Below are 21,748 nucleotides of genomic sequence, written 5' to 3'. Positions count from 1 at the left end.
TATAGGCCAAATCATAGCACGATTGAACTCAATTTTCCTTAGTGCATTGTCAAATGGATTTGGTTCGCGGGAATTCAAGAAGCCATGGAAAACGAACCCTTGATCGACGACGCGCTGAAAAGCGAGCTTTCGGGACTCTACCGGGCACAAGGCCGCCACTACCACAACCTTGCCCATATCCAGGCGATGCTAGCGCTGGCAGGCGACTATCGAGGGTCGCTCGGCGATCCCGAAGCCGTCGAAGCGGCGATCTGGTTCCACGATGCCATCTATGACAGCAAGGCCAAGGACAACGAGGCGCAAAGTGCTGCCCTTGCCGAAAAAAAGCTGGCGGGCCGCGCGGATCCTTCACGTCTCGACCGCATCAAGGCAATGATCGTCGCCACAGCCACGCACCAACTGCCGCCGTTCGACGACGCGACGGCCACACGAGACGCAAGTCTTTTCCTCGACATGGATCTGTCGATCCTGGGTGCCGCGCCGGATGCCTTCGACGCCTATGAGCGCGCCGTGCGGCGTGAATACGCCTGGTTGGAGGAGCCGATGTGGCGGACCGGACGCAGTGCGGTCCTGAAGAATTTCCTCGCCCGCCCGCACATCTTCCACACCGAAGCGTTTCGCCAGCGCTTCGAACCGCAGGCCCGGGAAAACATGGCGCGGTCATCGCAGGCCCTCACAAACAGCTAAGGGCAGTCAGGTGAAGGCGCCTATCGTCGATGCCAACATCGCCAGGATCGCTAGCCCTGCCATCACCGACAGCCCGTTGAGGATGATCCCCAGAAGGCCAAGCCCACGGCTGTCGTTCGAACGCACCAGCGCCATCACGCCGAAAACCGCGCCGGTGACATGCGCCAGCGGGGCGGCGAGCAGAAACACCGTCATGAAGAAACCGGTGGCGATGTTCTGCGCAAGTTTCGAGGCGTCGCTTGGGATCGCCACCAGGATGGTTATGGCAAGTGCCCCCGCGGCGAACGCCGACAATGCCAGTATAACCGAACGTTTGCCGAGTCTGGCTTGTGCCGCCGCAGCCGGCACGGCGGCCGTGCTTCGTCCCCATTGCGCCACTGTTGCCCACTCCCCTCGCCGTCCGCTTAGAGCGGATTTTCGGCATAGAACTCCAGCACGCGCTGCTTGAAGGTCTTGTCCCCGACGGCCAGCATATGGTCGCGGCCCTCGATGTGAAAGGCTCTGGCGTTCGGCATCAACGCTGCAAGCTCATCGGGCGAACCGCCAATGTCGTCGGTCGTGCCAACAGCGACCAGCGTCGGCTGGGCAATGCGGGCAATATCCTGCTCGCTCAGCAATTCCCGCGATTTGGCGATGCAAGCGGCCAAGGCACGGCGATCACTGCGGGTCTGGTCGGCGAAGGCGCGAAACGATCGGCCGCGCGGATGGCTGGTGGCGGCCGGATCGTCGGCAAGCAGGGCTGCTGCAATGGGATCCCAATCGCCGACACCGTCGATCATGCCGATGCCGAGACCGCCAAAGACCAGCGTCGCCACCTTGTCCGGATCGGAGAGTGCCATGAACGCCGCGATGCGCGCGCCCATCGAATAGCCCATGACATGGGCGCGCTCGATGCCGAGATGATCGAGCAAGGCGGCGCCATCTGAGGCCATCTTGACCGGCGTATAGTCGGCCTCCTCATAACTCTTGGAGGACGAGCCGTGGCCGCGATTGTCGAAGGCGATGGCGCGGTAACCGGCATCGTTCAGCGTCTTGAACCAGCCGGGCGATACCCAATTGACATAATGGCTCGAGGCGAAGCCATGGATCATGAGCACCGGATCGCCCTCGCCCGATGCCGGCTGGCGGTCGAGGAAGGCAAGGTCGAAGCCGTCATGGGCGAAAAACTGCATCAGCGATCCCGCCTGCCCACTCAACCCGCACCGCCATTGGGCGCGTCGCCATTGTCGGCGGGCGGCATGCTCGGGCCAGACACTGTGCCTACGGCCGGATGGCGCAACAGGTCGCCATACTCGATGCCGTTCCTGGCGGCCGTGCCGGCCTTGAGTTCGAGCACGAAACGCACCGGCACACCGGGCGAAATAACGGCGTCGGATTGCGGCTCGCCGTGCTTGACCGCTCGGATCTTGCCGTCCTGGCCGACAAAGATCAGATCGAGCGGCATCGGCGTGTTGTGCATCCAGAAGCCAACCTGCTGCTGGACCTCGAAGACGAACAGCATGCCGTGGTCGTCCGCCATGTCCTGGCGATACATCAAGCCGGCCTCGCGCTCGGCGGCGGTGTCGGCGACTTCAATGGAAAAGGAGCGATCGCCGCCTTTCGTCACCACGACCAGTGGCGCCGGATCGGCCGGAAGGATCATCGCTCGGCTGTCTGCCGAGGTTGGCTTTTCGGAATAGAAGTAAGCACTGGCGGCGACGACCACGGCAATTGCGGCGCATATCACGCCCGCAGTCAGCCAATTCCTATGAGCCATTCGAGATCCTCGGCCGGAAATCGTCCTAGTGCGAGACCGGCAAGGTCCCCATATCGGGGTGAATTTCGGCGGCCATAAGGCCTTTGTCGCCGCGTCCGAAACGAACCAGCACGACCTGCCCAGGCCGAAGCTCGGTGATGCCGTAGCGGCGCAAGGTCTCCATGTGGACGAAGATGTCCTCGGTGCCTTCGCCGCGGGTGAGAAAACCAAACCCCTTGGTGCGGTTGAACCATTTCACCAAGGCTCGTTCGAGACCGCTCTCCGGCGTCACCGCGACATGGGTGCGCTGCTCCTGCATCTCGGCCGGATGGACCGCCGTGGTGACATCCATGGAGAGCACCCGAAAGGCCTGCAATCCGCGGTCGCCCTGCTTGACGAGACAGACCACGCGCGCGCCCTCCAAGGCCGTCTGAAATCCGTCCCTTCGAAGACATGTCACATGGAGGAGGATGTCGCCCGAGATGCCGTCATCCGGGAGGATGAAACCATAACCCTTGGCCACATCGAACCACTTGATGGCGCCAGCTACTTCGAGCAGGTCAGCGGTGTCGCCGCCTTCGTCACGCTGCAAGGCGTCGCCAAGGGTTCCGTCCCGCCCCGTGAAAGAGGCCTTTTCCCCCATAAGAATGCCCCCTGTTTTCAAGAACACCGCAACTGATTCTTGACACCAGATTAACACTGCGGCTTCCGGTGTGTGCAAGACCTGCCGTGCCTTTTTTCACGGTTCATTGGGGCAATACCGGATTTGTTCTTTGCCGGCATTGCGCACTGCCGCATGATTGCCCTTTGACAGGGCCGACCCTATGTTGCACCGCAACGCAATTTATCGAGGAAATCACATGCGCTATCTGCACACCATGATCCGCGTCGCCGACATCGACGCCTCGCTTGATTTCTACTGCAACAAGCTCGGCCTCAAGGAAGTGCGACGCTACGAAAACGAACAAGGCCGCTTCACGCTGATCTTCCTCGCGGCCTCCGAAGACGAGCAAAGCGGCATCGCCGACAAGGCCCCGCTGGTCGAACTGACCTACAATTGGGATCCGGAAGACTACAAGGGCGGGCGCAATTTTGGCCACCTCGCCTATGAGGTCGACGATATCTACGCCACCTGCCAGCATCTGATGGACAATGGCGTCATCATCAACCGGCCACCGCGCGACGGCAACATGGCCTTCATCCGGTCGCCGGACGGCATCTCGATCGAGCTTTTGCAAAAAGGCCCGGCCAAGGCCAAGGCCGAACCGTGGGCCTCGATGGCGAACACCGGAAGCTGGTAAAGCCAGCTCCGGGCGAAAAATCGCCGACAGCCTTTGGCATTCGGCAACAGCACGCCTATCTGTCGGACTGTCGGGCCGGCCTTGTGTCGGCGCACTGTCATGCAATTGGGCGCCTGCCCTCCTGGAGAATCCGCTCATGCCGACCAGCCGAGCCGACGTCACCACCGAACGTGCCAGCCGCTACCTGCAGCAGCTGTGCAAGCACTGGGCGCACAAATTCGCGGTCGAGTTCGATCCCACCCACGGCACGATCGATCTCTCAATGGGCCGCATAGTTCTGGACGCATACGCGAGCGCCCTTCATGTCGTGGTGAGGACTGACGAGGGCGGATCGCTCCAGCGCCTGGAAAGCGTCGTCGCCGATCACATCAAGCGCTTTGCTTTCCGCGAAGAACTGACCTTCGACTGGAAACCCGCCCCGGCAGCCTAATTTAGGCGGCAACTTACTTCCCGCCGGCCTGAGCGGCCATCGCCAGCAGCGCCAGCACCGAGCGCCAGTTGCGCGCGGTGCCCGGCACTTTCAGGGTGCGCGGGATGAGCCCGGCAAACACCGATTTGCCCAGCCCGTCCGGCGCGCTGAGGTAGAGCACATCGCCCTTGATCTCGAATCGTTCGGGGCCGGTGCACTTTTCGGCCAGCGGCGCCACCTCATCGGCGGTCGGCTCGCGCTCCAGCACATAGGCATGGAGCTTCGTGTGATCCTCGGCAACTTCCGGATAGGGATTTTCGCTCACCAACCGCTCGAACCATGAGAGATCGCGCACCATGATGCGCGAATAAAATCCCCATTTCTTCTCGAAGGCTGCTTCGAGCTGTTTCGTCAGCGTCGCCGCGTCTCCCTTCTTCGCCCGGAACACGGCATTGCCGCTCTGCACATAGGTGGCGACATCGGAAAAGCCGAGATTCTCGAAGAACGACCGCAACTCCGCCATCTTGACGATGCGGTTGCCGCCGACATTGATGCCGGAAAACAGCGCGACGAAGATTTTTCCGGCACCGCTCATATGATGAACCCGGCCAATGTCTCGTTGTCGGTGATGTCCTGATACTGGACGCCCTCGGCCTCGAAATTCGCCTTGAGCAGGTCGAAATTGCGACGGTCCTTGGTTTCGATGCCGATCAGCACCGAACCGAAATTGCGAGCCGATTTCTTCAGATATTCGAAACGGGCGATGTCATCGTCTGGACCGAGCAATTCAAGGAAGTCGCGCAGCGCGCCCGGCCGCTGCGGAAAGCGGATGATGAAGTACTTTTTCAAACCTTCGAAGCGCAGCGCCCGTTCCTTGACGTCCGGCAGCCGCTCGAAATCGAAATTGCCGCCCGACACCACGGCGACGATGGTCTTGCCCCTGATCTCCTTCCTGGAGAAATCCTTGAGCGCATCAATCGCCAGCGCTCCAGCCGGCTCCAGCACGACGCCTTCGACGTTGAGCATCTCGATCATGGTGGCGCAAAGCCGGTTTTCCGGGATAAGCCGCACCATGTCGGCCGGAAAGTCCTTGAGATGCCGCAACGGCTCGCGGCCGATCTCTGCCACCGCAGCGCCATCGACGAAATTGTCGACCTTGGCGAGCTTGAGCCGTTTTCCCGCAGCGAGGCTCTCGCGCAGGCTCGGCGCGCCGGCCGGCTCGCAGAAGACGAAGCGCGCTTCCCGGCCCTGATCGGCGAAATAGTGGGTGACACCGGCGGCAAGCCCGCCCCCGCCCACTGGCAGCATGATGATATCAGGCATGCGGGCGCCCGGCATCTGGTCTGCGATCTCGTAGGCAAGGGTTGCTTGGCCCTCGATGATGTCCTTGTGGTCAAAGGGCGGCACCATATGGGCGCCAGAGCTTTCGGTGAATTCGAAGGCAGCGCGATAGCAGTCATCGAAGAAATCGCCGACCAGCCTGATCTCGACGAAATCGCCGCCGAACAGCCTGGTCTTGTCGATCTTTTGCTGCGGCGTCGTCACCGGCATGAACACGACACCCTTCTTGCCGAAATGACGGCAGACGAAAGCAAAACCCTGCGCATGGTTGCCGGCGGACGCGCAGACGAACAGTTCGGCCTCGTTGCCCGCCGCGAGCGTCTTGCGGAAGAAGTTGAAGGCGCCGCGGATCTTGTAGGAACGCACCGGCGACAGATCCTCGCGCTTGAGAAGAACCCGCGCGCCGGTTTTTTTCGACAGATAGTCGTTTTCCTGCAGCGGCGTTTCCGGGAAGATCTGGCGGATCGCGGCGGCCGCGGCAGCGACACGGGAAGAAAAACTGTTCATCGGAAAACCACCCCTCACCGCCTGTTGTTCGCGGACCTCTATATCCCGCCTATTGCATATCCGGCCCCGCGAAGCCATTGTCCGGCCGTTCACGCCCCCGTGCAACGGGCATTCACAGAATCCTTGCAAGCACTTGGAGGCGTTTGTTCATGCCCGTGGCATCGGTTGGCCTGAAATCCATGTCCTTGCCGGAATTCGGCGAGCCGACGGTCATGCCGCTCGTTGCTCGTAGCACCCACGAAATGCGCATCGAGGCGCTCATGGCAGCGGGCGCCGAGGCCGACTTCGATGCCTTCGCCATCTATGGCGACCGCGAGCATGCAGCCAATGTCGCCTACCTCTCAGGCTATGATCCGCGCTTCGAGGAAACGTTGCTGGTCATTGTTCCCGGCCGGCAGCCAAGGCTTCTCGTCGGCAATGAGGGTTGGGGCTATGCCGAGCTCTGCGACGGCCCGTACGAACGCGTCCTCTACCAGACCTTCTCGCTGCCGGCGCAGCCGCGCGACCGCTCGGATGCGCTGCCCCACATCCTCGCCGATTGCGGCCTGAAGCCCGGCCAGCGGATCGGCGCCATCGGCTGGAAGCCTTTCGGCCCCAGCGATGCCGGGTTCAACGAAACGACGCTCGACCTGCCGTCCTTCATCGCCGATACGCTGCGCACGCTTGTGGGCGACAAGGGCGCGGTTGTGAATGGCGCCAATCTGCTGATGAACCCCAGCGACGGCCTGCGCGCCATCAACGAGGCCGATCAACTGGCTGCCTTCGAGTTCGCCGCGACCTTCACCTCGCAGGGGCTGCGCAATGTCCTGCAGCGCATCGAGCCAGGCATGACCGAACTGCAGGCGGCCCGCCTGATGGGCATGAACGGCTTGCCGCATGGCTGTCACCCGATGCTGTCGGCGGGAAAGCGCGCAGCCTATGGCCTGCCGAGCCCGCGCCTCGATGTCATCAAGCGTGGCGACCCGATCACCATGGCCTATGGCATCCAGGGCGCGCTCAACGCCCGAGCCGGCTTCCTCGCCGAAGATGCATCCGAGCTCCCGCATGCCATTCGCGACTATGTCGGAAGGCTGGTCGCACCCTATTTTGCCGCCGTCGTCGATTGGTACGAGGCGATCGGCATAGGCACCACTGGTGGCACGCTGTGGAAAGTGGTGCATGACCGCATCGGCGACCCGTTCTTTGGCGTATCACTCAATCCCGGCCATCTGGTCCACATCGACGAATGGATGCATTCTCCGGTGTTTTCCGGCTCCGGCATCAGACTGAGATCGGGCATGGCGCTGCAGGTCGATATCATTCCGGCGACCGGCGGCGACTATTTCACCACCAACATCGAGGACGGGATCGCACTTGCCGACGAGAGGTTGCGTGAGGAGATCGCGGCGCGCCATCCCGAGGCCTGGAGCCGCATCGAGGCGCGGCGTGGCTTCATGACGGATGTGCTGGGCATCCGCCTCAAGCCGGAGGTGCTGCCCTTCTCCAACATTCCGGCATTCCTCCCGCCGTTTTGGCTTTCCCGCAACAGTGCGATGGCTGTAACCGGGCGCTGATCACATTTCGACTGGACACGACTTAGTTCTGCCGCACTCTCCCTGTCCGGGAGGTGTCGCGGGGGTAGACAGGCCTTTGGGCCGGAGTTGGAATTTCAGGCGTGCCTTTGAAGAAGATCTTTACCGTTGTCCTAGCCTTGTTCGTCGCCGGCTGTGCCGGCTCGCAAACACAGGAACTGCTGGGTAGCGCCATGATGTCCGCTCCGGTGACGGAGATCGCAGGCAATCACAGCATCTTCATCGCCACGACGCGCAAGAAATCCGACGATCCCAACAAGGTTTTCGACGGCGAACGCTCGGCCACGCTGAACTACGCCCGCGTCAATGTCACTGTTCCGGGATTGCACGAGACCGGCCAGATCGAGCGGCGCTCGCGCGGCAAGTCGGACGACCCGGCGAAATATTTCATGGCTTCGGAAGTCGTCGGCTACGACACCCAGCCGAAATTCTCCAGCGCGCTCAACGCCGACATCGCGGCGCGTGGCGGCCGCGTCATGGTCTTCGTGCATGGCTACAACACCGGCTTCGATGCCGCCGTCTATCGCCTGACCCAGATCGTCCATGATTCCGGTTATCCCGGCACGCCTGTGCTGTTTTCCTGGGCATCGGGCGCCAGGACCACCGACTATGTCTATGACAAGGAAAGCGCCAGTGCTGCCCGCGACCAGTTGGAGGTGACACTCAGGATGCTGGAGCAGTCGGGCGCTCGTCGCATCGACATCGTCGCGCATTCGCTCGGAACCTGGGTCACCATGGAAACGCTGCGCCAGATGGCCATCACCGGCGACCGCGATCTCGGCGGCAAGCTCGGCGACGTGGTGCTGGCCTCGCCCGACATCGATGTCGACGTGTTCAAGAGCCAGATGCGGCGCTACGGCAAGCCCGACAAGCCATTCATCCTGCTGTTGTCCGACGACGACCGGGCGCTGAGGCTCTCCGGCCTGATCGCCGGTTCGCGGCCGCGTGTCGGCGACTACAAGGATGCCGCCGATCTTGCCTCCTACGGCGTGACGGTCGTCGACCTCTCCAAGGTCAAGGGAAGCGACAGCTTCAACCATACGAAATTCGCCGACAATCCGACGCTGGTGAAGATGATCGGCCAGCGGTTGCGCGAAGATGACGGCTTTGCCAGCGACCGTGACGTGACGGATCGCATCGGCCTGCTTGGGCAATAGATGCGGTCCTGCGGTTTTCGCCGTGCCTGTTCACCATCGCGGGCGTACGAATTCACTTTGAACTGGACCGCGCCGGCCTCTGGCTTTATCGGAATAGCCAGCGACGTCATGCGTTTGACGTCCCCCTTTGCGGGAGCCCGCGTGTGACGGTGCGTTCGAAGAGCTACATCGTCGTTGCGTTCGCGCTCGCTGTCACCGGCTGCGCCGGCCGGAACACGCATGACCTGCTCAACAGGACGACGATCGCGGTGCCCGCTTCCGACATCGCGGCCACGCATGAGATTTTTGTTGCCACGACCCGCCAGAAGGCAACCAAGGATCCCCGACAGGTGTTCGACGGCGATCGCTCGCCGACCACCAGCTTTGCCCGTGTCGACGTCACCGTTCCCAAAAGCCATCAGGTCGGCGCCATCGAGCGGGCCAAGGGATCCGCAAACAGCAATCCGGCCAAGGACTTCACCGCCAAGGACGTCACCTTCTACGAAGGCGCGCCCCAATTCGCCAAGGCGGTCGGCGCCGACATCGCCATGCGCGGCGACCGAGCGCTGGTTTTCGTGCACGGCTTCAACAATGGCTTCGATGACGGCATCTACCGGCTGACCCAGATCGCCCACGACACCAAATATCCCGGCACGCCGGTGCTGTTCTCATGGGCTTCGAGCGGCAAGACCACCGGTTATATCTATGACAAGGAAAGCGCCAACGCGGCGCGTGACGACCTCGAAGCGACGCTCAGGATGCTGGCCAAAACGAAGGTCAAGAGCATCGACATCATCGCCCATTCGATGGGAACGTGGGTGACCATGGAGGCGCTGCGCCAACTGGCCATCACCGGCGATCGCGATCTCGGTGGCAAGCTCGGCTATGTCATCCTGGCCTCGCCCGACATCGATGTCGACGTCTTCAAGAAGCAGATGATCCGCTACGGCAAGCCCGACAAGCCGTTCGCCATCCTGCTCTCGGCGGACGACCGGGCTCTCAAGCTCTCCTCTCTGATCTCGGGCGACAAGCCGCGCGTCGGCGACTACGGCAACGCTGCCGACCTCGCCAGCTATGGCGTGTCGGTTGTTGATCTTTCCCAGGCCAAGGGCGGCGACCGTCTCAACCACGCCAAATTCGCCGACAACCCGTTCATGGTGCAATTGCTCGGCGACCGGCTGCGCGCGCCCGCCGGCCTGGCTTCGGACGAGACAGCGCCCGCACAACTCGACAATCTCGGCCAGGGCCTCGGCAAGGCTGTCGGCTCGGTTGCCGAGATCGTCATCACCACGCCGTTCAGGGTGCTGACTATCGCCACCGGCGGGTGACCAGCGAAACGCCGAGGGCTGATGTCAAACGAAGAGGTCGACCTTCTGGAAGGTCGTCACGTCGATCAGGCCGACATCGGAAATCCTGAGTTCGGGAATGACGACCAGCGCCAGCAGCGAGTGCTGCATGTAGGCGTTGTTTAGCGAACAGCCCATCTTGCGCATCGCCTCGGTGAGGTTCTCGGCCTTGGCCGCGACGATTTCGGCCCGCTCGTCCGACATCAGCCCGGCGATCGGCATTTCGACCAGCGCCAACTCCTTGCCCTTGGAGAACAGCACGACGCCGCCGCCGACCTCGCCCAGCCGGTTGACCGCCAACGCCATGTCCTGCTTGTTGGTGCCGACGCAGATGATGTGGTGGGCATCATGCGCCACACTGGACGCCAGGGCGCAGTCGCCCATGTAGCCGAAGCCGGAGACGAAGGCGTTGGTGACGCCGCCCGTGCCTCGGTGGCGCTCGACCAGCGCGATCTGGCAGATGTCGTTGCGGCGGTCCATGGCGACCAGCCCGTCCTCGACCGGCAGATCGGCCTCCAGCGCGCGCGTCGGCGCCTGGTTCTCGATGACGCCGATGACGCGCACCCGCACTTCATTGGCGCCCTTGGGAGCGGCGATGTCGAAGTCGCTGCCCTTCAGCTTCTTGCCGAGCTTGACGGTGTTCTTCGCCGTCCTCGGGTAATCATAGGCCGGAATATCGATTTCGAGCTTGCCGCCCTTGGCCAGCCTGACGCCGCGCGCATAGACCTCGTCGATTGTCATTGCGGCGAGATCCGAGACGATCAGCAGGTCGGCCAGCCGCCCGGGCGCAATCGAACCGATCTCGCGCTCCAGTTTGAAATGCTGGGCGGTGTTGAGCGTCGCCATCTGGATCGCCGTCACCGGCTTCAACCCCTGTTGGATGGCGTGGCGCACCACGCGGTCCATATGGCCTTCCTGAACCAGCGTGCCGGAATGGCTGTCGTCGGTGCACAGGATGAAGTTGCGCGGATCGATGCCGCTCTCCGTCACCGCCTTGATCTGCGAGGCGACGTCGTACCAGGCCGAGCCAAGCCGCAGCATCGCCTTCATGCCCTGGCGTACGCGGGCGATGGCGTCCTCGGCGCGCGTACCCTCATGATCGTCCTCGGGGCCGCCGGCGACATAGCCATGGAACGGCAGCCCGAGGTCGCGCGAGGCATAGTGGCCACCGACCGTCTTGCCTGCCTTGACCGTCGCGGCGATCTCGCCCGACATCACCGGGTCGTTGGCGGCAACGCCGGGAAAATTCATCACTTCGCCCAGGCCGATAATGTTCGCCCAGGTCATCGCTTCCGCAACATCGGCGACCGTCAGCTCGGCGCCGGCATGTTCCAGTCCCGGCGCCGAGGGCACGCAGGACGGCATCTGCACATGCACGTTGATTGGCATGGCGACGGCTTCGTCATGCATCAGCCGCACGCCGGGCAGGCCCAGCACATTGGCGATCTCGTGCGGGTCGATGAACATCGAGGTCGTGCCGTGCGGAATGACGGCGCGGCAGAACTCGGTCACCGTCACCATGCCGCTCTCGACATGCATATGCGCGTCGCAGAGCCCCGGCACCAGATAGCGCCCGCCGGCATCGACCACCTTGGTGCCCTGGCCGATGGCATGGCTGGCATTCGGCCCGCAATAGGCGAAGCGCCCGCCGGCAATGGCGATGTCGGTGCCGGCGATGATCTCGCCCGAATGGACATTCACCCAGCGGCCGTTTCGCACGACCAGGTCAGCGGGTTTGCGCCCCATGGCGACATCGACCAGATGCGTCGCCATCTCGGTCCAGGGTTTGGGTTTTGCGGGCCCTGCGGGCTTGGCTTTCGTCATTGGCGATTCCTCGGTTGCGGCCAGTGTCGCAAATGTAGGCGGGTGCCGCCAGAGCCGTCGGTCCGACATCCGGCGGCAGGCCGGGCTTGTTGACTTATCCGGCTAAAACGCGATGCTGGTTGCGGACCGAGCCGCAAGAGGGAAACATGACCCGGTTTTGGAAAGCGTTCGCCGTCGTCATCTTGTTCGCGGCGTCAACCGCTTTTGCCGCCGCCGAGGAACGTTGGCAGACCTTGCCCGAGCCGGCGGCCATGCCCAAACCTGATCAGAGCGGATATGCGCCGGTGAACGGCATCCAGATGTACTATGCCGTTTTCGGCGCGGGCGAGCCGGTGCTGCTCATCCATGGCGGCCTCGGCCACGCCGACATCTGGGCCAGCCAGGTGGCCACGCTTTCCAAAACGCACAAGGTGATAGTCGCCGACAGCCGTGGCCACGGCCGCTCCACCCGCACCGAGCAGCCTTACGGCTACGACTTGATGGCGTCGGACTATCTGGCGCTGCTCGACCACCTGAAGATCGACAAGACCGCGCTTGTCGGCTGGAGCGATGGCGGCATTATCGGTATCGACATCGCGCTGCGTCATCCGGAGCGGCTGACAAGGCTCTTTGCGCAAGCCGCCAACGTAACCACCGATGGCCTCGATCCGGGTGTGATGATCAACAAGACCTTTGCCGCCTACATCGACCGCTCCGGCCGCGACTACAAGAAGATGTCAAAGACACCGGACCAGTATGACGCCTTCGTGGCGCAGATGAGCCATATGTGGGAGACCGAGCCGGCGTGGACCAAGGAACAGCTAGCCAAGATAACCACGCCGACGGCCATCGTTGCCGGCGACCATGATGAGGTGATCAAGCGCGAACACACCGAATACATCGCCTCAGCCATCCCGGGCGCGAAGCTCATCATCCTGCCCAACGCCAGTCATTTCGCCATGCTGCAAGCGCCGGATGAATATAGCCAGGCGGCGCTGGACTTCATCGACGCCAAATAGGGGGGTCTGTGCGGCAACAGGAGGTTTGCGATTGTTGAACAATGGGATTCCGTTTTGAGGCTATTGCGGTTATCCTTCCTGCAAGGATCTTTCTGAATTGTCATTTCGGGGAGTTCGATGCATCGCCTGATGGTAGCAAGTGCCGGTTTCCTCGCCGCTCTGGCCGTGCCGGCTTTCGCAGCCGACCCGACGGTCGACGTGCCGATGACCGCGCCCGGCTTCGACTGGACGGGCTACTATGCTGGCCTGCAGGCCAGCTATGGCTGGGGCCGATCCGATATATCAGCGACAGAAGGCGCGCCGTTTTCAATCTCGCCCGACATTGACGGCGGCTTCGTCGGCGGCCATGTCGCCGGCCTGTGGCAGTTCGACCAGGCGGTGCTCGGCGCCGAGGCCGACCTCAACTATTCCTCGATCGACGGCACGATCGTATCTGGCCTGGGAAGCACATTCGGGACCGACATCAAGTGGTTTGGGTCCGTCAACGCCAAGGCCGGCTACGCCGTGGATCGCCTGCTGGTTTACGGCATTGGCGGCGTCGCGTTTGCCGGCATCGAAACGTCGCAAATCGCCGGATCGGCGTTCGCCACCACGCGCACAAATGTCGGCTTGACCGTGGGTGCCGGCGTCGACTATGCGCTGACCGACAAGTTCGTCGTCGGCGCGCAGTATCGCTACTATGATTTCGGCTCCGAGCACTACGACGTGGCGGAACCCTTCAACGATCGCGATCAGGACGTGAAGCTGAACACGGTCGGCATCAATTTGAGCTACAAGTTCTGAACCAGAACGTTGTTGTCACGCTGGAGGCCGGGACTCGGGGGAATTGGCGCGGCCGACGCCTTGGCGGATCCACCACACAAGCATCGTACCAGCGCGCCGAGCGCCGATAATTCCGTGATCGCGCCAGTATCACCAAGCCGCCCGGTCTGTTTGCACGTTCGGCCAAGGCTCATGAACACGACTTGACGGCCTGTGTCTGGCGTCTGAAAAGGGCTGGCTGCGGACGTGGCGGAATTGGTAGACGCAAGGGACTTAAAATCCCTCGATCTCTGATCGTACGGGTTCGATTCCCGTCGTCCGCACCACTGCTGTGCTTTGTGCCAGATTCAGCTTGAACCAGCCGGAAACGGCGTCATTCCAAGCGCAGCCATCAAATGTCAGGCGTCGCGACACCATGAACTGAAGGGGCAACGCCGGTATCCTGGTCACAGTCACGCCATACCGACAAGGGTTTGCGCGTGAGCATAGAGCTCGCGGGCGGCCCGCCGATATTCGATCTCCTCGCCGCTACAAACGACCATGAACTGCGCCGCGAACTCATGGGTGGTCGTGGCCGGGGTTGCGAGCATGGTTTCCACGATGCTGGACATGTCAGCATGCAAGCGAACCAGTTCATTGTCGGAAATGTCAAAGGAGATCGATTCCCTGAGCGCCTTCCAACGGCGAAAGCTTGCCAGGATCGGGCTTTCGTTCAGGTTTGCGGCAGAAGCCCTTTCCACTGCAGCGGTTCCTATTGCCGGAATGGATACGACCGCGCCGAGCATGGTGCGTCTGGTCGTTGCATGAAAAGTCATGTCCAAGTCCCCTACGGTTGTAGCCGACTTTCTACGGTCGACAACCCGAAGCAGCATTGCTCTAAATCAAAATCATCGGCAGACGGGCCGAACCGAAGGAACACACGCCATATGGCCGCGCGCCGCGTAACAAACGGCCCGGCACGCTCGCAGTCGGGGGACGTTGGGGTCGTGCCGGGCCGTTGCGGGTAGGCTTGGTGTGGGATCTTGCCCCGCACCGACCAGCGTATATGTGTATTAGATACAGCTCAATTACGACTGAAGTCCTGCCGGCCTCAGAGCAATTCCAGGAAAAGTGTGAAACGGTTTTCCGTCCGGAATTGTGTCAAAACAAGGAGATAGAGCGGTTCGTCGTTTCCGTGAAACGGTGAGCTGCTCTAGCGGCCCAAGGGGTACCTGGAAAGCGAAACCAGCTCCAACTCATCAGTCACGCCGGCCATGTAGTTTGCGATGATCCGAGACGCGAGCGCATTGCGCGCTTCAGTCGATTGGCTGTTGAGCCTGAGTTGCTCAAAAACGCGCCCCAACAAGGCCAGTTCGGATGGATCAAAAATCCCGGCTTCCGTTGCTTTTCTCCGAATAGGCACGCGACCTCCCAACTCAATATATTTGAATGCCAAGGCGCTCACGCCTTCGCCACCTCACCACAGCTCGATAGCTGGCGTCATCTTCAGGTACTTGCAGGACGAAACGGTCGGGAATTGTGACGCCGGGGTTCACCCGCAATTCCGCACCATGAGCGTGTTGATTTCTAACAGAGCAACCGATCTTCGCATCGTCCGTGATGATGGTCGCATCCTTCAGGACAATCCCACGAGCGTGAGAGCGTCGCTCCATTGGCGGATCAATGGGGGTCATGGTGTTATTCTTCCCGTAAAATCCAGCAGTGAACGTTTGACGAACTTCAAACGCATCCTGACTCGCAAAACCACGATTCAATTTAGCTATCACTAAAATGGTTCCCAAAACGCAAAGCCGATTGCCCGCCTCGGCTTGTTTTGCCCTGGAGAAGCGCCCTCGCTCCGTGGCCTGCTTTGATGGCACTTATTTTCCAGCGCTCCGATGCAGGCAAGGCGCCGGCTAGCCGCCGAGGGTCAAGCAAGCGATCGGGTTCAGCTTCAGATGCTGGATCAGGATGATGGTCTTGGCATCGATGATACGACCGTCGGCAATGCCGGCCAGCGCTTCGTCGAGCGGCATCTCCAGCACCTCGATGTCCTCGCCCTCTTCCGGCGCGCCACCGCCGGCCGAGATGCGATCGGCGGCCGAATAGCGGGCGATGAAGAACCAGAGCCGCTCGGTGACGCTGCCCGGGCTCATATAGGGCGAAAACAGCCGCTCGACGTTCTGCAGCCGGTAGCCGAGCTCTTCCTCCGCCTCCTTGCGGATGCAAGTTTCCGGATCGTTTTCGTCGAGCAGCCCCGCACAGGCCTCGATCAGCGGCTCGCGGTGGCCGGTGACGTAGGCGGGATAGCGGAACTGGCGCACCAGAAGCACGGTCGAACGCGAGGGATCGTAAGGCAGGATCACCGCGCCGTCGCCGCGATCATAGGTCTGGCGCACCTGCGTCTCCCACTCTCCGTCACGCCGGCGGTAGTCGAGGACGGTCTTCTTCAGGACGGCCCAGTCGTCAGAGAGTATCTCTTCCGAACGGATGCGAATGCGATCTTCCATCGTGGTCTCCATGCCACCCGGCCGAGGCGTAGCCGCGAACCGGCATTTGCGCAATGCAGGCAATTGGTCCAAAAAACCCTTCACCGTCTCGTGTGTGGCGCGCTTCCGATCCACTACCTAGATAAAGGCTTATCTCTCCCGGAGCCCCATTTCATGACAACATCGCTTTTCCAGCCGATCACCCTCGACGGCCTCACCTTCCCCAACCGCATAGCGGTCGCGCCGATGTGCCAATATTCGGCCGAAGACGGCTCGGCCAGCGACTGGCACCTCTATCACTGGATGAACCTTGCCATGTCAGGCGCCGGCATGGTCACGGTCGAGATGACTGATGTCGAGCGGCGCGGGCGCATCACGCATGGCTGCCTCGGCCTCTATTCCGAAGACAATGAGGCCGCTGCCCGTCGGACGCTCGATGCGGCAAGACGCGTCGCCGCACCCGGCACGAAATTCGGCTCCCAGCTTGCCCATGCCGGCCGCAAGGCCTCGAACCGCAAGCCGTGGGAGGGCGGCGGACCGCTGCAGCCAAACGAGGATCCCTGGCAGACCGTGTCGGCCTCGGCCATCGCCTACGACACCGGCTGGAACGTACCACACGCGCTGGAGGACGAGGAGATCCTGCAGCTCATCGAACGCTTTGCCGAGGCGGCAAGGCGGGCCGAACGCGCCGGCTTCGATTTCCTCGAACTGCATGCCGCACACGGCTATCTGATCTTCCAGTTCCTGTCGCCATTGTCCAACCAGCGCACGGACCGTTGGGGTGGCTCGCTGGAAAACCGCATGCGTCTTGTCGTCGAGATCGCCAAGGCGGTGCGGAAGGCAACGCCAAGGCTGATGCTCGGTGCGCGGCTGTCGGTGAAGGATTGGGTCGATGGCGGCTTCGACGTCGAGGACGCGATCGAAGTCGCGAAAGCACTCAAGGCCGTAGGCGTCGCCTATCTCTGCTGCTCGAGCGGCGGCAATTCACCGTTGCAAAAATTGCCCACCGGTCCGGGCTACCAGGTGCATTTGGCGGAAGCCGTGCGCAAGGGTGCCGATATTCCGACCCGTGCGGTCGGCCTGATCGACGACCCGAAGCAGGCCGAAGCGATCCTCACTGAGGGCCGCGCCGACATGGTGGCGCTGGCGCGCGCCTTCCTGGCCGATCCGCGCTGGGGGTGGCGAGCGGCGGCGACGTTCAGCGAGACAATCCACCCGGCGCCGCAGCTTGCCCGTTCGGTGACCACGATGCAGCACTGGATGAAGGCGGCGGGCTGATCGGCGCGTTCTCCGCATACCGGCGCAGTGCTGCCTTCTCGCCTGGATAGTTTGCCACGGCTTCGCTTCAACTCTGTCCGCAACCTGTTACGTTGGGTGAGGCTGCGGCGGGCGCGGCCGGGCTTGGGAGGAAACCATGTCGTTCAGGGCATTCTTGCCGGTTGCAGCGCTGACCGTTGTGGCCGGACTTTGGGTCGGCACATCGACGCCGGCCGGCGCGCAATATTGCGAGGGCACGGTGCACGGCCTGTCCGGCCGCTAAAATCCGGCGACCGGCAGCGGCTTTCTTGCAGTGCGGACACGGCCGAACTCGTCGTCGCGAATGATCGGGCAGTTGTTCAACGGCGATCGTACCGAGATCTTCGACCGACGCGGCAACTGGTATCAGGTCGAAATCGGCGGCCGGACCGGCTGGCAAACGCACGCTGGCTGCGTAACGATTGCGGCGACTGAGACGCCCGTGCATGTCGCCCAAAAGTGGATCCGGTTTTGGGATAACGACATGCATCAAGCAAAGGCCTAAGGCGCGTCCCAAACGCGACGCGACTTTTGGGCGCAGGCTGAAGGCCATGGTTGCAACCAAATTGGCTGCTTTGCGTTGCGGCCATGATGGACAACAAACCTTTTGAAGTGCCGGTCGTCGTCGAACTTGGCCACGTCGGCAAATATCGCCATATCCGCAGCGCCCAGGAGGCGGCGGAGTGCCTGATGACCGTGTGGCCGCTCAATCGCGGCCCGCGCCATCGTGATGCCCTCGACACTTGCCTCAAAGTACTGGAAGGTTATCGTTCGACCGCAGATGCGCGCCGGGCACTGATTGAAGCCGCCAAGGAGTCGGAAGTGCTGGTGCCCGACGACAGACTGCCCGACGACCGGCTGCATTGAGCAGACCGACCTTTCAACTGGAGGTTTTCATGGCGAAGCTGACTTACAAGATCGTCGAGCATGACGGCGGCTGGGCCTACAAGGTCGGAGAGACCTTCTCGGAGACGTTTCCCACCCACCAGGACGCCTTGCGCGCCGCCGAAATCGCCTCGGCCGAGCAGCAGGTCGCCGGAGCCACGGACGGCATCCAGTACGAGGACTCCGAAGGCAAATGGCATGAAGAACTGGCCGATGGCCGGGATCGGCCGCAGACAGAGATTTCCGACTGACCCTTCTTCAGGGAGCCGACCGCGGACGCCCGGAGAGAAGGACGTCTCGCGGCGGCAGAAGCCTGCGCTGACTATTTGCCGCAGTACTGGTCGTTGACGTTCCCCTGAGCATTCGCATCGGGACCGGCGGTGTTGGAGGCGCAGGGTCCGACCGCGCCACTATTGCCGAGGGTGTTCAGCCCGGAGGTGTCGCCATTGATGCTACCGGTCGTGGTAGTGTCCACGGACGATGAGGCCGCATTGCCGAAAAGCCAGTTGTGATGGACGACCGCGCCATCGCCGATGTGGCGAGACCGATCGTCAGAACGGATGCTGCGAGAAGTTTCCTGTACATTGAATTACTCCGTGTCTTGGCCGCCTTGGGTGCGACACGGATAAAACCCGCCAGTAAGCCGAATGGTTCATTGAAATTGTTGTGAAGCCGGGTTGATGTCGGATCGGAAAGCACGGGCCGCAACGCGCTGGATGAACGCAATGACCCGTTCCGGCTCGTTGAATTGCGGCATGTGTCCGAGGCCGTCGACAGATTCGAAATCGAGCCTTTCGATCTTGTTCTGCATGGGCTCGCCGTGCGTGCGGATATCGATAACGCGATCAGCCGTTCCGAAAAGAATGCCGGCCGGCATGGCGATCTCGCCATAGCGACCCTCGATGCGGCCGAGATCTTGTTCGACTGCCACGACATCGGAGGACGTGGCGTAGAAGTGGGCTGGCCTCAGCCCTAGCATCCACCTCCGTCGACCATGTAGTCGGCAGGAAAAGCCTGCGGCGCGAAGACGAATTCCATTGTCGGCCGCGCATATCTGAGGCTCGTCGGTATCGCCAGGGTATAGCTCATGATCCGGCGCCATAGGCGTGACGAGATATAGATCGAGCCCAACTTTTCGCGCGCACCGGCTTCCATGTGGGTCAATGGCGACAACAAGGCGATTCCGCAAATCACGTCCGGGTGCTCCACGGCAAAGGTCAGCGCGATGGCGCCGCCGAGGGAATGACCGACCACCAGCGGCCTTTCCAACCCAAGCGCTTCGATGAAGCGTCGCACGATCTCGGCCTGTTCGGGCAGGCTACCGGCGGCGCCGCTGGCGCGCGCCGAATAGCCCGCCCCAGGTCGGTCGAGCGCGATCAGCCGGTAGCCCGGGCCGAATCGTCCGAACAGAGTGTGCCGGAAATGATGGAGCTGAGCGCCAAGCCCATGCACGAAGACGATCGGCCGCCCCTCACCCTGATCGACATAATGGATGCGGTTGCCGCCGATCTCGAGGAACTTTCCGACCGGCGGCACCAGCCTTTCGGCGTTGGCTGCGATCCACAGCGTCGCCAGCACCAGACTGGCGATCCCCAGGACTGCCAGCAACAGAAGAACGGCCAGCAGCCACGACAGAATCGACAACAGCATTGTTCACCCGAACCCGAGCCAGGTTGAGCTTAGCCGCATCCGCTGCCGCTGCAACCTGCATCCTTGCATCGAAACGAGCGGCCCGAGGACCGCCCGTATTCATCGCTCGGGGCGGCATTGCGGCCGCTGCCGCGGCGCGCTATCTCAGGCGACCTTTCTTGCCGGAGCTTCCCATGCCTGAAATCGTAACCGCCGCCATGCTCGTCATCGGCGATGAGATTCTGTCCGGCCGCACCAAGGACAAGAACATCGGCCATCTCGCCGACATCATGACGGCGATCGGCATCGACCTGAAGGAAGTGCGCATCGTCCCGGACGAGCAAGACGAGATCGTCGCTGCGGTGAATGCCGTGCGCGTCCGCTACACTTATGTGTTCACCACCGGCGGCATTGGCCCGACGCATGACGACATCACGGCCGATTCCATTTCCAAGGCCTTCGGCGTGCCTTGCGAATACGATGCCAAGGCCTATTCGATGCTGGAGGCAAGCTATGCCGCGCGCGGCATCGAATACACGGAGGCCCGCAAGCGCATGGCACGGATGCCGCGCGGCGCCGATCTCATCGACAATCCGGTGTCGGTCGCGCCCGGCTTCCGCATCGGCAACGTCCATGTCATGGCCGGTGTGCCGTCGATTTTCCAGGCCATGCTCGACAATGTCGTGCCGACGCTGAAGGCCGGCACGAAAATGCTGTCGGCGACCGTACATTGCCCATTCGGCGAAGGCCTTATCGGCGGGCCACTGGGCGACATCCAGAAAGCGCATCCGGACACGATCATCGGATCCTACCCGAAATATGGCGACGGCAAGTTCTGGACCGAACTGGTCGTGCGCGCCCGCAGCCAGGAGGCGCTGGACGCTGCCCGCGCCGATGTCGAGGCGATGGTCGCCGGGTTCGCCAACAATCCCGGTTGATCTGGTCCAGACCGGAACCAAGCACGACACTGCAACGTTTCGTCGGCACGGGTTCTTAGCTCGTAGACTGAGGGATAATCATGCGGTTCAAAACCATCGTCGCCATTCTGCAGAACGAGCAGGACGCGGAGCGGGTGCTCGACTGCGCCATTCCTCTCGCCACCCGGTTTCAGAGCCATCTGATCGGCATCCACGCCGAAACCCTTCCCGCGCCCTACACCTCTGCCACAGGCTTTCCGGACACCGAGTTCCTGCAGGTTTCGGCCGACATGAACCGGGAGCGGGCCGAGAAGCTGCAGTCCGTGTTTCTGAGGTATATCGAGAATTCCGGTCTTTCCTTCGAGTGGCGAAGCCTGGAGAGTTTTTCGGGCGACAGTGCGCTGACCGGGATTTCGAGCGTGCGCGCCGCCGACCTGATCATAGCGGCGCAGCGCGAAACGGGCGGCGACCCGAGCGCGGATGTCGACACGCTGGTCTATGACGCCGGCCGGCCGGTGCTGGTGGTGCCGCATGCGGGCCCGCTGGTCACCACCTTCAAACACGTGCTGCTCGCCTGGAACGGCAGCAAGGAAGCAGCGCGCGCCGCCTTCGACGCACTGCCCTTCATCATCGAAGCCGAGAAGACCGACATATTGGTCATTGACCCCCCTGAAACGCTCGACGACAACCCGGAAGCCGCCGGCGCCGAAATCGCGTCCGCGCTATCGCGCCACGGCGCCACCGTCAGCGTCTCGGTGCAGCGTTCGGGTGGCAATTCGATCGATGACATTATCCAGACCAGGATCGCGGAGACCGGCGCCGATCTGCTGGTGCTCGGCGCCTACAGTCACTCATGGCTGCGCCAGCTTCTGTTCGGCGGCGTGACGCGCACGGTGCTGCGCACATCGCCCGTGGCAGCCTTCCTGTCACGCTGAT

28 protein-coding genes and 1 tRNA gene are annotated in these 21,748 nt (G+C 62.2%); 16 read left to right on the top strand and 13 right to left on the bottom strand.

Features of this window, described 5'->3' with window-relative positions:
• The first annotated feature begins 84 nt into the window (after positions 1 to 84).
• On the top strand, positions 85 to 687 hold the full coding sequence (locus ASD12_RS09055; protein WP_056584399.1) for a hypothetical protein: 603 nt from the start codon (positions 85 to 87) through the stop codon (positions 685 to 687).
• Positions 688 to 693: 6 nt separating this feature from the next.
• On the opposite strand, the gene ASD12_RS09050 is transcribed toward ASD12_RS09055, so the two are convergent.
• From ASD12_RS09050 to ASD12_RS09035, 4 genes are read right to left on the bottom strand one after another with little or no spacing between them, the layout of a single operon-like run.
• Positions 694 to 1,065 carry a hypothetical protein gene (locus ASD12_RS09050; RefSeq protein WP_156389106.1) on the bottom strand — a complete coding sequence of 124 codons (372 nt, stop codon included), beginning with the start codon at positions 1,063 to 1,065 and terminating at the stop codon, positions 694 to 696.
• Between the two features lie 26 nt (positions 1,066 to 1,091).
• A complete protein-coding gene (locus tag ASD12_RS09045) occupies positions 1,092 to 1,859 on the bottom strand; it encodes an alpha/beta hydrolase (protein ID WP_056584393.1) in 768 nt (255 codons plus the stop codon).
• Positions 1,860 to 1,879: 20 nt separating this feature from the next.
• Positions 1,880 to 2,443 (bottom strand): DUF192 domain-containing protein, encoded by a 564-nt coding sequence (locus ASD12_RS09040; RefSeq protein ID WP_056584390.1) that lies wholly within the window; start codon positions 2,441 to 2,443, stop codon positions 1,880 to 1,882.
• A gap of 25 nt (positions 2,444 to 2,468) precedes the next feature.
• Positions 2,469 to 3,065: a cold-shock protein gene (locus ASD12_RS09035; protein ID WP_056584385.1), complete on the bottom strand. Its 597-nt coding sequence runs from the start codon at positions 3,063 to 3,065 to the stop codon at positions 2,469 to 2,471.
• Between the two features lie 217 nt (positions 3,066 to 3,282).
• Between ASD12_RS09035 and ASD12_RS09030 the strand changes: the two genes are divergently transcribed.
• Together ASD12_RS09030 and ASD12_RS09025 are read left to right on the top strand one after the other, a co-directional pair.
• The gene (locus ASD12_RS09030; protein WP_056584381.1) at positions 3,283 to 3,723 is read left to right on the top strand and encodes a VOC family protein; all 441 of its coding nucleotides are present in this window, start codon (positions 3,283 to 3,285) and stop codon (positions 3,721 to 3,723) included.
• Positions 3,724 to 3,859: 136 nt separating this feature from the next.
• Positions 3,860 to 4,153 (top strand): DUF2218 domain-containing protein, encoded by a 294-nt coding sequence (locus ASD12_RS09025; RefSeq protein WP_056584378.1) that lies wholly within the window; start codon positions 3,860 to 3,862, stop codon positions 4,151 to 4,153.
• 13 nt (positions 4,154 to 4,166) lie between these two features.
• Here the strand turns inward: ASD12_RS09025 and ASD12_RS09020 are convergent, their stop codons facing one another.
• Together ASD12_RS09020 and ilvA are read right to left on the bottom strand one after the other, a co-directional pair.
• The gene (locus tag ASD12_RS09020; RefSeq protein ID WP_056584375.1) at positions 4,167 to 4,727 is read right to left on the bottom strand and encodes a DUF1697 domain-containing protein; all 561 of its coding nucleotides are present in this window, start codon (positions 4,725 to 4,727) and stop codon (positions 4,167 to 4,169) included.
• Positions 4,724 to 5,980: a threonine ammonia-lyase IlvA gene (gene ilvA, locus ASD12_RS09015; protein ID WP_056584371.1), complete on the bottom strand. Its 1,257-nt coding sequence runs from the start codon at positions 5,978 to 5,980 to the stop codon at positions 4,724 to 4,726. The genes ASD12_RS09020 and ilvA overlap by 4 nt, the downstream gene beginning before the upstream one ends.
• Positions 5,981 to 6,129: 149 nt before the next feature.
• Between ilvA and ASD12_RS09010 the strand changes: the two genes are divergently transcribed.
• From ASD12_RS09010 to ASD12_RS09000, 3 genes are all read left to right on the top strand, one after another.
• Complete coding sequence (locus ASD12_RS09010; protein ID WP_056584368.1) at positions 6,130 to 7,533, top strand: M24 family metallopeptidase; 1,404 nt, start codon at positions 6,130 to 6,132, stop codon at positions 7,531 to 7,533.
• A gap of 101 nt (positions 7,534 to 7,634) precedes the next feature.
• Positions 7,635 to 8,708 (top strand): alpha/beta hydrolase, encoded by a 1,074-nt coding sequence (locus tag ASD12_RS09005; protein ID WP_056584365.1) that lies wholly within the window; start codon positions 7,635 to 7,637, stop codon positions 8,706 to 8,708.
• Positions 8,709 to 8,851: 143 nt separating this feature from the next.
• Entirely contained in the window at positions 8,852 to 10,015 is a 1,164-nt protein-coding gene (locus ASD12_RS09000) for an alpha/beta hydrolase (RefSeq protein ID WP_056584362.1), read from the top strand.
• A gap of 24 nt (positions 10,016 to 10,039) precedes the next feature.
• On the opposite strand, the gene ade is transcribed toward ASD12_RS09000, so the two are convergent.
• Entirely contained in the window at positions 10,040 to 11,857 is a 1,818-nt protein-coding gene (gene ade / locus ASD12_RS08995; RefSeq protein ID WP_056584359.1) for an adenine deaminase, read from the bottom strand.
• Between the two features lie 146 nt (positions 11,858 to 12,003).
• Here ade and ASD12_RS08990 point away from each other — a divergent pair, with 146 nt between their 5' ends.
• The 3 genes from ASD12_RS08990 (at position 12,004) to ASD12_RS08980 (ending at position 13,943) form a co-directional block, all read left to right on the top strand.
• Positions 12,004 to 12,855: an alpha/beta fold hydrolase gene (locus ASD12_RS08990; RefSeq protein WP_056584356.1), complete on the top strand. Its 852-nt coding sequence runs from the start codon at positions 12,004 to 12,006 to the stop codon at positions 12,853 to 12,855.
• A 117-nt stretch (positions 12,856 to 12,972) separates the two neighbouring features.
• A complete protein-coding gene (locus tag ASD12_RS08985; protein WP_056584353.1) occupies positions 12,973 to 13,638 on the top strand; it encodes an outer membrane protein in 666 nt (221 codons plus the stop codon).
• 219 nt (positions 13,639 to 13,857) lie between these two features.
• Positions 13,858 to 13,943: transfer RNA gene (locus ASD12_RS08980), tRNA-Leu, on the top strand.
• A 126-nt stretch (positions 13,944 to 14,069) separates the two neighbouring features.
• Here ASD12_RS08980 and ASD12_RS08975 read toward each other — a convergent pair.
• From ASD12_RS08975 to ASD12_RS08965, 4 genes are all read right to left on the bottom strand, one after another.
• Positions 14,070 to 14,402, bottom strand: a complete 333-nt coding sequence (locus ASD12_RS08975; protein WP_156398558.1) for a hypothetical protein — start codon at positions 14,400 to 14,402, stop codon at positions 14,070 to 14,072.
• A gap of 407 nt (positions 14,403 to 14,809) precedes the next feature.
• Positions 14,810 to 15,019, bottom strand: coding sequence for a hypothetical protein (locus tag ASD12_RS08970; RefSeq protein WP_056584652.1), 210 nt, complete (start codon positions 15,017 to 15,019; stop codon positions 14,810 to 14,812).
• A gap of 13 nt (positions 15,020 to 15,032) precedes the next feature.
• On the bottom strand, positions 15,033 to 15,476 hold the full coding sequence (locus ASD12_RS35865; protein WP_348271715.1) for a hypothetical protein: 444 nt from the start codon (positions 15,474 to 15,476) through the stop codon (positions 15,033 to 15,035).
• Between the two features lie 36 nt (positions 15,477 to 15,512).
• Positions 15,513 to 16,106: an NUDIX domain-containing protein gene (locus ASD12_RS08965; RefSeq protein ID WP_056584345.1), complete on the bottom strand. Its 594-nt coding sequence runs from the start codon at positions 16,104 to 16,106 to the stop codon at positions 15,513 to 15,515.
• 153 nt (positions 16,107 to 16,259) lie between these two features.
• Here ASD12_RS08965 and ASD12_RS08960 point away from each other — a divergent pair, with 153 nt between their 5' ends.
• The 5 genes from ASD12_RS08960 (at position 16,260) to ASD12_RS08945 (ending at position 18,517) form a co-directional block, all read left to right on the top strand.
• Positions 16,260 to 17,363: an NADH:flavin oxidoreductase/NADH oxidase gene (locus tag ASD12_RS08960; protein ID WP_056584342.1), complete on the top strand. Its 1,104-nt coding sequence runs from the start codon at positions 16,260 to 16,262 to the stop codon at positions 17,361 to 17,363.
• Positions 17,364 to 17,499: 136 nt separating this feature from the next.
• Positions 17,500 to 17,625 (top strand): hypothetical protein, encoded by a 126-nt coding sequence (locus tag ASD12_RS35715; protein ID WP_280139542.1) that lies wholly within the window; start codon positions 17,500 to 17,502, stop codon positions 17,623 to 17,625.
• A 60-nt stretch (positions 17,626 to 17,685) separates the two neighbouring features.
• Complete coding sequence (locus ASD12_RS35230) at positions 17,686 to 17,886, top strand: SH3 domain-containing protein (RefSeq protein ID WP_244482807.1); 201 nt, start codon at positions 17,686 to 17,688, stop codon at positions 17,884 to 17,886.
• An 83-nt stretch (positions 17,887 to 17,969) separates the two neighbouring features.
• Positions 17,970 to 18,248, top strand: coding sequence for a DUF982 domain-containing protein (locus ASD12_RS08950; RefSeq protein WP_013532012.1), 279 nt, complete (start codon positions 17,970 to 17,972; stop codon positions 18,246 to 18,248).
• Positions 18,249 to 18,277: 29 nt separating this feature from the next.
• Positions 18,278 to 18,517, top strand: a complete 240-nt coding sequence (locus ASD12_RS08945; RefSeq protein WP_056584337.1) for a DUF2188 domain-containing protein — start codon at positions 18,278 to 18,280, stop codon at positions 18,515 to 18,517.
• A 401-nt stretch (positions 18,518 to 18,918) separates the two neighbouring features.
• Here ASD12_RS08945 and ASD12_RS35225 read toward each other — a convergent pair whose 3' ends face one another.
• On the bottom strand, positions 18,919 to 19,143 hold the full coding sequence (locus ASD12_RS35225; RefSeq protein WP_244482806.1) for a hypothetical protein: 225 nt from the start codon (positions 19,141 to 19,143) through the stop codon (positions 18,919 to 18,921).
• Between the two features lie 95 nt (positions 19,144 to 19,238).
• A complete protein-coding gene (locus ASD12_RS35220) occupies positions 19,239 to 19,916 on the bottom strand; it encodes an alpha/beta fold hydrolase (protein ID WP_244482805.1) in 678 nt (225 codons plus the stop codon).
• A gap of 173 nt (positions 19,917 to 20,089) precedes the next feature.
• Here ASD12_RS35220 and ASD12_RS08935 point away from each other — a divergent pair, with 173 nt between their 5' ends.
• Positions 20,090 to 20,833 (top strand): competence/damage-inducible protein A, encoded by a 744-nt coding sequence (locus ASD12_RS08935; RefSeq protein WP_056584335.1) that lies wholly within the window; start codon positions 20,090 to 20,092, stop codon positions 20,831 to 20,833.
• Positions 20,834 to 20,913: 80 nt separating this feature from the next.
• Entirely contained in the window at positions 20,914 to 21,747 is an 834-nt protein-coding gene (locus ASD12_RS08930) for a universal stress protein (RefSeq protein WP_056584332.1), read from the top strand.
• Position 21,748 lies beyond the last annotated feature (1 nt).

It is taken from the genome of Mesorhizobium sp. Root102 (assembly GCF_001425625.1).
Classification (GTDB): Bacteria; Pseudomonadota; Alphaproteobacteria; order Rhizobiales; family Rhizobiaceae; genus Mesorhizobium.
Note: the sequence above shows the minus strand (reverse complement) of the source record. Positions and strands in the feature narration are given on the sequence as shown.